Annotated in this window: 9 protein-coding genes and 1 tRNA gene; 7 read left to right on the forward strand and 3 right to left on the reverse strand. The window is 72.8% G+C overall.

Features of this window, described 5'->3' with window-relative positions:
• Nucleotide 1 precedes the first annotated feature (1 nt).
• On the forward strand, nucleotides 2-1,120 hold the full coding sequence (locus tag ACIPLC_RS02380; protein WP_400470632.1) for an ArsA family ATPase: 1,119 nt from the start codon (nucleotides 2-4) through the stop codon (nucleotides 1,118-1,120).
• Nucleotides 1,121-1,339: 219 nt separating this feature from the next.
• Here the strand turns inward: ACIPLC_RS02380 and ACIPLC_RS02385 are convergent, their stop codons facing one another.
• Nucleotides 1,340-1,663, reverse strand: coding sequence for a WhiB family transcriptional regulator (locus tag ACIPLC_RS02385; protein WP_030240986.1), 324 nt, complete (start codon nucleotides 1,661-1,663; stop codon nucleotides 1,340-1,342).
• 423 nt (nucleotides 1,664-2,086) lie between these two features.
• Here ACIPLC_RS02385 and ACIPLC_RS02390 point away from each other — a divergent pair, with 423 nt between their 5' ends.
• Nucleotides 2,087-4,471, forward strand: a complete 2,385-nt coding sequence (locus ACIPLC_RS02390; protein ID WP_400470138.1) for a transglycosylase domain-containing protein — start codon at nucleotides 2,087-2,089, stop codon at nucleotides 4,469-4,471.
• A gap of 103 nt (nucleotides 4,472-4,574) precedes the next feature.
• Here the strand turns inward: ACIPLC_RS02390 and ACIPLC_RS02395 are convergent, their stop codons facing one another.
• A complete protein-coding gene (locus ACIPLC_RS02395; protein ID WP_400470141.1) occupies nucleotides 4,575-5,030 on the reverse strand; it encodes a GatB/YqeY domain-containing protein in 456 nt (151 codons plus the stop codon).
• 106 nt (nucleotides 5,031-5,136) lie between these two features.
• On the opposite strand from ACIPLC_RS02395, the gene ACIPLC_RS02400 reads away from it, so the two are divergent.
• The 3 genes from ACIPLC_RS02400 (at nucleotide 5,137) to ACIPLC_RS02410 (ending at nucleotide 6,948) form a co-directional block, all read left to right on the forward strand.
• Nucleotides 5,137-5,763, forward strand: coding sequence for a CGNR zinc finger domain-containing protein (locus ACIPLC_RS02400; protein ID WP_400470144.1), 627 nt, complete (start codon nucleotides 5,137-5,139; stop codon nucleotides 5,761-5,763).
• 66 nt (nucleotides 5,764-5,829) lie between these two features.
• Nucleotides 5,830-6,774 (forward strand): metallophosphoesterase, encoded by a 945-nt coding sequence (locus ACIPLC_RS02405; RefSeq protein WP_400470146.1) that lies wholly within the window; start codon nucleotides 5,830-5,832, stop codon nucleotides 6,772-6,774.
• A 100-nt stretch (nucleotides 6,775-6,874) separates the two neighbouring features.
• Nucleotides 6,875-6,948, forward strand: a tRNA-Pro gene (locus tag ACIPLC_RS02410).
• Nucleotides 6,949-7,161: 213 nt separating this feature from the next.
• On the opposite strand, the gene ACIPLC_RS02415 is transcribed toward ACIPLC_RS02410, so the two are convergent.
• Complete coding sequence (locus ACIPLC_RS02415) at nucleotides 7,162-9,972, reverse strand: AAA family ATPase (protein WP_400470149.1); 2,811 nt, start codon at nucleotides 9,970-9,972, stop codon at nucleotides 7,162-7,164.
• Between the two features lie 194 nt (nucleotides 9,973-10,166).
• On the opposite strand from ACIPLC_RS02415, the gene ACIPLC_RS02420 reads away from it, so the two are divergent.
• Together ACIPLC_RS02420 and ACIPLC_RS02425 are read left to right on the forward strand one after the other, a co-directional pair.
• Nucleotides 10,167-10,544, forward strand: a complete 378-nt coding sequence (locus ACIPLC_RS02420; protein WP_063348657.1) for a nuclear transport factor 2 family protein — start codon at nucleotides 10,167-10,169, stop codon at nucleotides 10,542-10,544.
• Between the two features lie 76 nt (nucleotides 10,545-10,620).
• Entirely contained in the window at nucleotides 10,621-12,207 is a 1,587-nt protein-coding gene (locus tag ACIPLC_RS02425; RefSeq protein WP_400470152.1) for an MFS transporter, read from the forward strand.
• Nucleotides 12,208-12,257 lie beyond the last annotated feature (50 nt).

Raw genomic sequence — 12,257 nt, forward strand, 5'->3', positions numbered from 1 at the left:
GCTGATCGACGACCCGAAGACCAGGATCATCGTCTGCTGCGGCTCCGGCGGCGTCGGCAAGACCACCACCGCCGCGGCGATCGGCCTGCGGGCCGCCGAACGCGGCCGCAAGGTCGTGGTGCTGACCATCGACCCGGCCCGCCGGCTCGCCCAGTCGATGGGCCTCACCGAGCTGGACAACACCCCCCGGGTCGTCAAGGGGGTCACCGGCGACGGCGAACTGCAGGCCATGATGCTCGACATGAAACGGACCTTCGACGAGGTCGTGCTCGCCCACGCCGAACCCGAACGGGCCAAGGCGATCATGGAGAACCCGTTCTACCAGTCCCTGTCGGCCGGCTTCGCGGGCACGCAGGAGTACATGGCGATGGAGAAGCTCGGGCAGCTGCGCGCCGCCGAGGAATGGGACCTGATCGTCGTCGACACCCCGCCGTCCCGCTCCGCGCTGGACTTCCTGGACGCGCCCAACCGGCTCGGCTCCTTCCTCGACGGCCGGGTGATCCGGATCCTGACCGCCCCGGCCAAGGTCGGCGGCCGCAGCGCGATGAGGTTCCTCAACGCCGGCATGGGCCTGATCACCGGCACCCTGGGCAAGATCTTCGGCGCCCAACTGCTCACCGACGTGCAGACCTTCGTCAGCGCGATGGACTCGATGTTCGGCGGCTTCCGCGAGCGCGCCGACCGCACGTACCAGCTGCTCAAGGCGCCGGGCACGGCGTTCCTGGTGGTGGCCGCGCCGGAACGGGACGCGCTGCGCGAGGCGGCGTACTTCGTCGACCGGCTCGCCGCGGACCGGATGCCGCTGGCCGGGCTGGTGCTCAACCGGGTGCACGGCTCGGGCGCACCGCAGCTCACCGCGGAACGGGCGCTGGCCGCCGCCGAGGCACTGGAGGAGAACGGCTCGGAGCACGCCTCGCCCGAGGCCGAACTGCTCGCGGCCGGGCTGCTGAGGCTGCACGCCGAACGGATGCAGATCATGGGGCGGGAGCGCCGCACCCGCGACCGCTTCGTCTCCGTGTACCCGGACGTGCCGATCGTGGAGGTCGCCGCGCTGCCGGGCGACGTGCACGACCTGGACGGGCTGCGCGCCATCGGGGGCCGGCTCAGCGGCACCGCGTAGGCGCCGGCCCGGCCCGGGCGTTCGGCACCGGTGTGCCCGGCACGGATGGCCTCGGCGCGAATGCCGTCGGCATGAATGCCGTCAGCGCGGGCCTCGTCAGCGCGGGCCTCGTCAGACATGAATGCCGTCGGCGCGGGTGCGCTGGGCTCCGATGTCCTCAGCCCCGATGTCCCCCGGCACCGGATCTGCACGGCGCGGGTCTGCACCGCGCCGGTGTGCTCAGCCCGCCTGGGCGTAGTCCGTCAGTATCACGCCGGTCGCGAGGGACTCCTCGTACTCGGTGCGGGCCGTCTCCAGCAGTCTCCGCCACGAGATGACCGTCGGGCGGCGGCGCAGCAGCGCCCGGCGCTCCCGCTCCGTCATCCCGCCCCAGACTCCGAACTCGACCCGGTTGTCCAGTGCGTCCGCCAGGCACTCCGTGCGGACGGGGCAACCGCTGCACACCGCCTTGGCGCGGTTCTGCGCCGCCCCCTGGACGAACAACTCGTCCGGATCACTCGTGCGGCAGGCGGCCTGCGCACTCCAGTCGTCAACCCAGCCCATCCCGGCGCCGTCCTCTCCCGTATCGAGGCTCCCCCACGGCGGCAACGGCATATTCACCGTTGCCAGTTGAGGACGTTACGGAAGAACGACAGCGAGCAACAGCCCCTCCGGGCTCAATCTCGAATGACCCGATTGGACTATGGGTACCGGTTAGCTCACTCGTTGGAGTGATCGCAGGTCGCAAGCCTTGCCAGTCGCGACGCGGCAACTCTCGCCACGCGCGCCATCACGGAGCGCTACCGTTCACGCGGGCACGGCAGGCCACAGCTGCCTCAAAAACCCTCTAAGATCGGGCAATTCGGGCAAGTCTCTGCACTCACAAGAGTGAATGATGTTGACGCACCGAAGCTGTCGCAAGCTTGTGACAAGCCTAGGCGAACACCTGCCCCTATGTGCGGGATTCCGCGACGTAGGGTTCTCCTCATGGCACCGAAGCGCCCCCAGGCATCCCAGCCCCCAGGCAACACCGGAGCTCCGCGCGACAAGCGTCGCGAGTCGCCGCTCGACATCGCGGGACACGGAGTGAAGTTCCTGGGCGTCAGCGTGCTCTCCGGAGTCCTGCTGGCAGGCCTCGCCCTGCCCGCCGTCGGCGCCATCGGGCTGACCGCCAAGGACACGGCGGAGAGCTTCTCCAACATCTCCGACGACTTCAAGACTCCGCCGCTCACCCAGGCGACGCAGATCTTCGACGCCAAGGGCGGCCTGATCGCCAAGGTGTACGAGCGCGACCGCACCGTCCTCGCCGCCGACCAGATGTCGCCGCTCATGCGGCACGCCCAGGTCGACATCGAGGACGCCCGCTTCTACGAGCACGGCGCCGTCGACCTCAAGGGCGTGCTCCGCGCGATCAGCAAGAACGCCGAGAGCGGCACCACCTCGCAGGGCGCCTCCACCCTGACCCAGCAATACGTGAAGAACGTCAACGTCGAGAAGGCCGGCGACGACCAGGCCGCGGTCCTGGAGGCGCAGCGCAAGACCCTGGGCCGCAAGATCCAGGAGCTCAAGGTCGCGATCAAGCTGGAGGAGGACCTGTCGAAGGATCAGATCCTCACCAACTACCTCAACATCACCTTCTACGGCCACCAGGCCTACGGGGTCGAGGCCGCCTCCCAGCGCTACTTCAGCAAGAGCAACAAGGACCTCACCGTCGCCGAGGCCGCCACCCTGGCCGGCATGGTGCAGAACCCGTCGTCCTACGACCCGGTGCGCTACCCCGAGAACACGGTCAAGCGCCGCAACGTCGTGATCGACAAGATGCTCGAGAACAAGCACATCACCGCGGACCAGGCCAAGGAGGCGAAGGCCGCCCCGCTGGGCCTCAAGTACAAGGACCCGCAGAACGGCTGCATCACCGCCCAGGCCGGCATGGGCTTCTTCTGCGACTACGTGCGCCACGTGGTCAAGCAGGACCCGGCGTTCGGCAAGAACGCCGCCGACCGCAAGAAGCTGTGGGACACCGGCGGTCTGAACATCTACACCACGCTGGACCCGGACAAGCAGGCCGCCGCCCAGAACGCCGTCACCAAGAAGGTCAACGTGACGGACACGGTCTCGGCCGCCGCGACCATGATGGAGCCGGGCACCGGCAAGATCCTGGCGATGGCCCAGACCCGCCCGTACGGCCTGGACCCGAACAAGAACCAGACCGTCGTCAACCTGAACGTCGACTCCGCGATGGGCGGCGGCAACGGCTTCCAGACCGGTTCGACGTTCAAGCCGATCCTCGCGGCGGCGGCCCTGGAGTCGGGCCTGTCGCCCACCCAGCCGTTCCCCTCCGAGAACAAGATCGACTACCCGCAGATGTCCACCTGCTCGGGCACCTGGAGGAACACCGACAAGCCCAGGGCCACGGTGAAGAACGAGTCGACCAGCGAGGTCGGCCCGTACGAGCTCAAGCAGGCCATGGCCCTCTCGGTCAACACCTACTTCGTGCAGATGGAGCAGCAGGTCGGCCTCTGCGCGATGAAGCAGATGGCCAACAAGCTGGGCATCACCCAGTCCGCCAAGGGCGACGCCTTCCTGGAGGTCCCCTCGATGGTCCTCGGCACCCTGGAGCTCAGCCCGCTGACCATGGCGAACGTCTACGCGACCTTCGCCGCCCGCGGCAAGTACTGCACCCCGATCGCGATCAACAAGATCACCACGGTCGACGGCAAGGAGGTCAAGGTCCCGCAGTCCACCTGCAGCCAGGCCTTCTCCGAGCAGACCGCGGACGCCCTCAACACCGTCCTGCTCAACGTGACCGAGAAGGGCACCGCGGCCGCGCTCAAGCTCGACGACGGCCGGCAGATCGCCGGTAAGACCGGCACCACCGACGAGAAGAAGGCCGCCTGGTTCAGCGGCTACACCCCGTCGCTGGCCACCTCCGTCTGGCTCGGCGGCCCCGCCGGCGGCGTCAAGATGAAGAACATCAACATCGGCGGCAAGCACTTCGACGAGGTGTTCGGCGCCGACGGCCCCGGCCCGATCTGGCAGCTGGCGATGAACCAGGCGCTCAAGGGCGCGCCCACGGAGCAGATCCAGACCATCAACATCCCGGACCCGGCGCCCAAGACCGACCCCAACGCCAACCAGACCGGCGGGGCCACCCCGCCGGCCGACCCGAACGCCGGCCAGCAGCCCGGCGGCAACCCGCCGCCCCAGGGTGGGAACCCGGGTGGGAACCCCGGTGGCAACCCGGGCGGCGGCAGCAACAACGCCGGCGGGATGATCGGCGGCGGATTCACCTTCCCGCCGGGCATCATCGGCGGCAACGGGGCCGGCGGCGGCAACGGCAACGGCGGCAAGCACGGCGGCAACAACGGCTGAGCGGCCCCCGGCACGACGCGACGAAGGGGCGCCCCCGAGAGTGATCTCGGGGGCGCCCCTTCGGGCTTGGCGGACGGGGCCCTTCGGGCCCGGGGCGTGGGACTCAGCCCAGCAGCGCCGCCTTCACCACGGCGGCCACCCGGCCGCCCTCCGCCAGGCCGTCCACCTTCGGCTTCACCAGCTTCATCACGGCACCCATCGCCTGCGGGCCGGTCGCCCCGCTCTCGGCGACGGCGGCCGCCACGATCGCGGTCAGCTCCTCGTCGGAGAGCTGCTTGGGCAGGTACTCCGCCAGCACCTCGCCCTCCTCGCGCTCCCGGGCCGCCTGGTCCACCCGGCCTGCGGTGTCGAACGCCGCAGCCGCCTCCCGGCGCTTCTTCGCCTCGCGGCCGATCACCTTCAGCACCTCGTCATCGGACAGCTCGCGCTTCTCCTCACCCGACACCTCCTCGCTGGTGACAGCAGTCAGCGTGAGCCGGATGGTGGACGAGCGCAGCTCGTCCCGGTCCCTGATGGCAGCCGTGAGGTCCTCCCGCAGCCGCTCCTTGAGCGTCGTCATGGCCCTGAGTCTCCCACCTGCGACGTTCGGTCGCTTGCCATTAACCGGTCCGCCGACGGATCCGCGGGATTCCCCCCTCGCCGCCGTAACCTCTTATCCTGGTTACATGACGGACGGAGAACGAGGCGCCACCGCCGGACTGACCCTGACCACCCCCCGAGGCACCCGCTTCCACTTCGACCCCGGCGCCCTCTGCCTCGAACTGCTCACCACCGGCGGCCCCGGCCCGTACGCCCGCTACGAGGTCCTGCGCCAGCCGGCCGACCTCACCCACTGGCTGCCCCACTCCCGGCTCCGGCTACCCGCCGACGCCGTCCGCATCGACCCCGCCCAGCTCGCCGCCACCCGCACCCTGCGCGACGCGCTCTGGCGGCTCGCCGCCGCCCGCGCCCACGGCCGGCCCGGCACCGCCGCGGACTACGCCGTCCTCAACCGGGCCGCCGCCCACCCGCCACTCGCCCCCCAGATCACCCCCGCCGGCACCGCCGCGGCCCCCCTGCCCGCCGACGGCGGCCAACTCGCCTCCACCCTCGCCCGCGACGCCATCGCCCTGCTCACCGGCCCGCACGCCGACCGGATCCGCGAATGCGGCGCGCACGACTGCCAACTGATCTTCGTCGACACCTCACGGCCCGGCCGCCGCCGCTGGTGCTCCATGGAGCGCTGCGGCAACCGGGCCAAGGTCAAGGCCCTGCGGGCCCGGCGGGCCGAAGACCGCCCCGGAGCGGAGTAGTCCCCCGTGTCCGCGCACGGCCGCCGGGCGTTCACCCGCTGATCCACCGTCTGAGAGCATGGAGCGATGCGACCGCTGTACTCCGTTCCCCTCGGCTTCGCCGCCGCCGGCGCCGCCTGCCTCGCCTACTCCGCCGGGTACGAGGTCCGTTCCTTCCGGCTCCGCCGGGTCGAGGTCCCCGTCCTGCCCCACGGCGCCCGGCCCATCCGGGTACTGCAGGTCTCCGACATCCACATGGTGAGCGGGCAGGGCAAGAAGCAGCGCTGGCTGCAGAGCCTCGCCGGCCTGCGCCCCGACCTCGTCGTCAACACCGGCGACAACCTCTCCGACCCCCTCGGCGTCCCGGCCACCCTCGACGCGCTCGGGCCCCTGATGGACTTCCCCGGCGTCTACGTCTTCGGCTCCAACGACTACTACGGCCCGGCCCGCAAGAACCCGGCCCGCTACCTCCAGGCGATGCGCAGCGGCTCCCACGGCCTCAACAACGCCGACGGCACCGGCCGCCGCGGCATCACCGGCGCCGTCCACAACCCGTGGGAGAAGCTCCGCGACGGCTTCGACGCGGCCGGCTGGCTCGACCTCACCAACACCCGCGGCCGGCTCACCATCGGCGGCCTCGACCTCGAATTCACCGGCCTCGACGACCCGCACATCCGCCGCGACCGCTACAGCGAGGTCGCCGGCGGCCCCTCCCCCGACGCCGACCTCTCCCTCGCCGTCGTCCACGCCCCCTACCTGCGCGTCCTCGACGCCTTCACCGCCGACCGCTACCCGCTGATCCTGGCCGGCCACACCCACGGCGGCCAGCTCTGCATCCCCTTCTACGGCGCCCTGGTCACCAACTGCGACCTCGACGCCCGACGGGTCAAGGGCCTCTCCACCCACCAGGCCGGCGGCCGCCGCTCCCACCTCCACGTCTCCGCCGGCTGCGGCACCAACCGCTACACCCCCGTCCGCTTCGCCTGCCCCCCCGAAGCCACCCTCCTCACCCTCACCCCAGCCCCCCGCTGACCTGCACCGGACGCCTGCCGAGAACCGGATTTCGTGTCTCGGCGAGCGTCCGGTAGAGTTCTACTCGTTGCGACGGAGACAGAGCAACAAACCGCAAGACCGGGGTGTGGCGCAGCTTGGTAGCGCGCTTCGTTCGGGACGAAGAGGCCGTGGGTTCAAATCCCGCCACCCCGACCCAGTCCAGAGGGCCTATCGGAGAAATCCGGTAGGCCCTCTGGCGTTGTGCGTGACCGACTGAGTGACTGAGCCTCAGGACGGAACGCCCACCTGAGGTGAAAGCACGGGCAGGACGATGGAGCCGGCGACGACGGTGGTGTCGACGCCGAGGAGTGAGGCTTGGGGCCCTGCCGGAATCATCCGGCGGGGCCCCTGGCGTAGGTGGGGGCGTCAGAGGGTGGTGGGGAGGTCGGCGCGGGAGGTGATGTGGAGTTTGGGGTAGGCCTTGTAGAGGTGGTGGGCGATGGTGCGGGGGCTGAGGAAGAGTTGGGCGGCGATTTCGCGGTTGGTGAGGCCTCGGGCGGCCAGGCGGGCGATCTGGAGTTCCTGAGGGGTGAGGGGAGAGCCGGGGGTGCCGGTGGGGGTGCCGGTGGGGGCGGGGGTGCCGGTGGCGGTGAGTTCGGTGCGGGCGCGGGCGGCCCAGGGGTGGGCGGCGAGGCGTTCGAAGGTTTCGAGGGCGGCGCGCAGGTGGGGGCGGGCGTCGGTGCGGCGGCGGGAGCGGCGCAGCCATTCGCCGTAGAGGAGGGCGGTGCGGGCCTGTTCGAAGGGGCGGTGGGTGCCTTCGTGGAGGTCGAGGGCGGCGCGGTAGGCGGATTCGGCGAGTTCGTCGGGGCCGAGCAGGGCCTGGCAGCGTAGCCGGACGGCTTCGGTCCAGGGGCGGTCGGCGGCGGCGGTCCAGCGGGCGAAGCGTTCGTACGGTTCGGCGGCGCGTTCGGGGGTGCCGAGCCGGACGGCGGCTTCGACCAGGTCGGGGACGGCCCGGGTGGCGCTGACGTGGTGCCGGTGGGGGCCGGTGGTGAGGGTGTGCAGGCGGTCGGCGGCGTCGCCGGCGCGGCCGTGGCCGAGGTCGAGCAGGGCGAGCGCCCAGTGGGCCCAAGGGCGGCCGGCGGCGGGGGCGGCGGTCTGCGGGCCGGTGGTGGCGAGGGATTCGGCGGCGAGCCGGGTGCAGCGGTCGGTGTCACCGTCGAGGGCGGCCAGGTAGGCGAGGAGTGCGGTGAGTTGGCTGGTCCACTGGTGCTGGCCGGTGTCGCGGGCGAGGGCGAGGGCTTCGGCGGCGGTGACTTCGGCGTCACGGTGGCGGCCGTGGAAGAGTTCGGCCTCGGCGAGGAAGAACTGGAGGGTGGGCATCACACCGACGGTGCCCTTGGCGCGGGCTTCGGCGACGAGTTCGCCGCCGAGTTCGGCGGTCTCGTCGTCGCGGCCGAGGATGAGGGTGGCGCCGCAGAGTTGGACGAGGTCGACGGGGGTCTCGGCGCCGGCCTTGCGGGCGGCCGCGGCGGTGTCGCGGGCGGCGGGGGGCTGCGGTGCGGGCCGGCCGAGGGCGGGGAGCACGGCGGCGGGCAGGTGGCGGGCGAGGGCGGGGAGCACGGCGGCGGGCAGGTGGCGGGCGAGGGCGGGGAGCACGGCGGCGGGCAGGTGGCGGGCGAGCGGGGTGAGCGGGTCGTCGTCGGCGAGCGGTAGCGCGGCCAACCGGTCGAGGACGGCGATCACCGATTCCTCGCCCGCGTACCAGGCGGTGTGGAAGGCCTGGAACAGCATCCGGGCGGCGTGCGGCGCCTCGATGGCGGTGCCAGCGGCGTCGAGCAGCAGCCGGTAGGCGGTCGGGTAGGAGCCGCGCCAGAAGTGCGCGGTGGCCCGGACCTGGTCGAGCAGGGCGTGTGCCAGCGGGTTGTCGGTGCGGGCCCCGGCCTCGTCGGCGAGCGCCTCGGCCTGCGCCAACTTGCCTTCTTCGGTGGCAGCTTCGGCGGCCAGGACGAGGCGGCGGGTGGCGGCGTCACGGTCCGGGGTGAGCCGGGCGGCCCGCTCGTACGCGGCGGCGGCGCCGCCGTGGGCGCCGCGGGCTTCGGCGCGGAGGGCGGTGCGTTCCAGCGCGTCGGCGAGCGCGGCGTCGGGGGCGGTGGCGGCGAGGGCCTGGTGCCAGGTGCGGCGGTCGCCGTCCGGCAGCGCCCCGGCGATGGCCCGATGAATCGTCAGTCGCTGGTGGTGCGGGGCGCGTTGCAGGATGGCGGCGCGCAGGAGCGGGTGGCGGAAGGCGATCCGGCGGTCGGGGGTGACGGTCGCCAGGCCCGATTCCTCGGCGGGGCCGAGGTGTTCGGCAGGGACGCCGAGGGCGGCCGCGGCGGGCAGGACGACGTCGAGTCCGCCGGTCTCCTCGGCGGCGGCGACCAGCAGGAGGGTCTGGGTGGCCGGGGGCAGACCGGTGACCTGGCCGTGGAAGGCGATCAGCAGCCGACTGGTGAGCGGCAGGCCGCCGGGGGCGGGCGCCGGCGAGCCGGGGGTGTTCGCGGGCGCCCCGGTGGTGACGGGGAGTTCGGTGAGGGCGAGCGGGTTGCCGGCCGCCTCGGCGAGCAGCCGCTCACGGACGGCGGCGGGCAGGTCCGGGCCGGCCCGGTGTTCCAGCAGCCGGGCGGCGTCGGGCTCGGGCAGGCCGGTCAGCCGGAGCTCGGGGAAGCCCGTGGTCGGGAGTTCCGGTGCGGCGCCGCCGGTGCGGGCGGCGAGCAGCAGGGCGACGCCTTCGGCCTGGAGTCGGCGGGCGGCCAGCAGCAGCGCGTCGAGGGAGGCGTCGTCCAGCCACTGCGCGTCGTCGAGGACGCACAACAGGGGCTGTTCGGTGGCGAGTTCGGCCAGCAGTCCGAGGGTGGCGAGCCCGACCAGCAGCCGGTCGGCCGGGGCGCGTTCCTCGGCGAGCCCGAACGCCGCCTCCAGGGCGCGCCGTTGCGGCCCGGGCAGGGTGTGCAGCCGGTCGAGGCCGGGTGCCAGCAGCAGGCTCAGCCCGGCGAAGGGCAGTTCGGCCTCGTACTCGACGCCCGCCGCCCGGATCACCCGGAACGTCCCGCCCGCCCGTTCGACGGCGTGGTCCAGCAGCGCGGTCTTGCCGATCCCGGGCTCGCCCCGGAGCAGCAGCACCCCGCTGCGGCCTTCGCGTGCCGCGTCCAACAGTCCCGCCACGACGGACTGTTCGTCTTCCCTCCCGTACAGCATCCCCCGACCCTACCGAGGCCCTCCCGAGCGCAGGTACGGACGGGCCCGCCGAGCGCGCCCACGTACCCCCCCCCGCCGGACGCTACGTACCCCCATGCCGATACGTGACTGATTCGCCCGCACCGGCTCCTCCCTACCTTTGTGAGCAGCGGGAACGAGCCGCTCAACCACCCACCAGGACACCGGAGAAGACCATGACCGAGATCACCGCCACCGCCCTCCAGCAGCTCGCCGAGCGTTACCTCGCGGTCTGGAACGAGACCGACCCGGCCGCCCGCCGCAAGCTGATCGACGAGGTGTGGGCCGCTGACGGCCGGTACACCGACCCGCTGGCCGCCGTCGCCGGCCGGGACGCGATCGACGCGCTGATCGGCGCCGCCCAGGCCCAGTTCCCCGGACTGGAGTTCACCCTCGGCCCGGTGGACGCGCACCACGACATCGCCCGGTTCACCTGGAACCTCGGGCCGGCCGGCGCCGAGCCGGTGGTGATCGGCTTCGACGTGCTGGTGGCCTCGCCGGACGGGCGGATCGGCTCGGTGTACGGCTTCCTGGACCGCGTCCCGGGCGCCTGACGGCAGGCCGGACGGGTCGGGGGCGACCCCCACCGCCCCCGACCCACTCCCCCAACCCCACTGAGGAGAAGCCGAGATGAGCTCCGCCCTGACCGCCCGCCCGTCGACCGCGGGCAAGACCGAGAGCAAGACCGCGCCCAGCACCGCGAGCAGCACCGCGAGCAGCACCGCGAGCAGCACCGCGCCCGAGGCCGAGACGGCGGCCGAGATGGCGGCCGACGCCCCGCGCGGCCTGCTGGCGGTCGTCCTGACCGCCACCTTCATGACCGCCCTCGACTTCTTCGTCGTCAACGTCGCCGTCCCGTCCGTCCAGGCCGACCTGGGCGCCGGACCGGCCGCCGTCCAGTGGGTGATCGCCGGGTTCAGCCTGGCCCTCGCGGCCGGCCTGGTCACCGCCGGCCGGCTCGGCGACCGGTACGGCCGGCGCCGGGTGTTCGGGCTCGGCCTGGCCCTGTTCACCCTCGCCTCCGCGGGCTGCGGCCTCGCCCCCACCGCCGCCGCACTGGTCGGCGCCCGGGTGGTGCAGGGCCTGGCGGCGGCGCTGATGGGCCCGCAGGTGCTGGCGATCCTGCGGACGGCGTTCAGCGGCGCGGCGCAGGCGCGGGCCTTCGCCCGGTACGGGCTGACCATGGGTGTCGGCGCGGTGTTCGGCCAGTTGATCGGCGGGCTGCTGATCCGGGCGGACCTCTTCGGCCTCGGGTGGCGCAGCTGCTTCCTGATCAACCTGCCGGTCGGCCTGGTCGCCCTGGCGCTCGTCCGCCGCTGCCTGCCGGAGTCGCGCGCCCCGCAACGGCCGGGCCTGGACCCGGTAGGGGTGCTACTGGTCACCACCGCGCTGACCGCCCTGGTGCTGCCGCTGATCCAGGGCCCCGAACAGGGCTGGCCGCTGTGGACCTGGCTCTGTCTGGGCGGCGCGGTCGCCCTGCTGGCCGGCTTCGTGGTGCACCAGCACCGCACCCGGACCCGGACCCGGACCCGGACCACCGGCTCCGGGGCCGGAGCCGGAGCCGGAGCCAGGGCCGGGGGCACCTCCACCTCCACCTCCACCTCCACCTCCCCGCTGGTCGACACCCGGCTGTTCCGGACCAGGGCCTTCGGCGCCGGTCTGCTCGCCCAGCTCGCCTTCTGGCTCGGCCAGGCCTCCTTCTTCCTGGTGCTCGCCCTGTACCTCCAACTGGGCCGCGGTCTGGACGCGCTCGGCGCCGGGCTGGTGTTCACCGCGATCGGCCTCGGCTACCTGCTCACCTCCAACGCCACCCACCGCGTCTCCGCCCGGCTCGGCGGGGCCCGGACGATCGCCGTCGGTGGGCTGCTGATGGCCGCCGGGCTGGGTCTGCTCGCCCTCGCGGTGTACGGCGCACCGGGCGGGAGCGTGTGGTGGCTGACGCCGGGGCTGTTCGTGGACGGACTGGGGATGGGTCTGGTGATCGCCCCGGTGACCTCCGTGGTGCTGGCCGGGGTCGAGCCCCAGCTGATCGGTTCGGCCGCCGGGGTGCTGGCCACCGTGCAGCAGGTCGGCGGGGCACTGGGTATCGCGCTGATCGGCTTGCTCTACTACGGCGGGGGCGACCCGGCGGCCGCGTTCGGCCGCAGCGTGACGGCGCTGGCGGTGCTGGAGCTGGTGCTGGTGGGCCTGGTCCGGCTGCTGCCGCGGAAGGGCTAGCGGGAACGGGCGAGCTCACGGGAGCGGACGGGAAGGACGGACGCGAAGGA

The organism is Kitasatospora sp. NPDC086801, from assembly GCF_044745805.1.
Lineage (GTDB): Bacteria > Actinomycetota > Actinomycetes > Streptomycetales > Streptomycetaceae > Kitasatospora.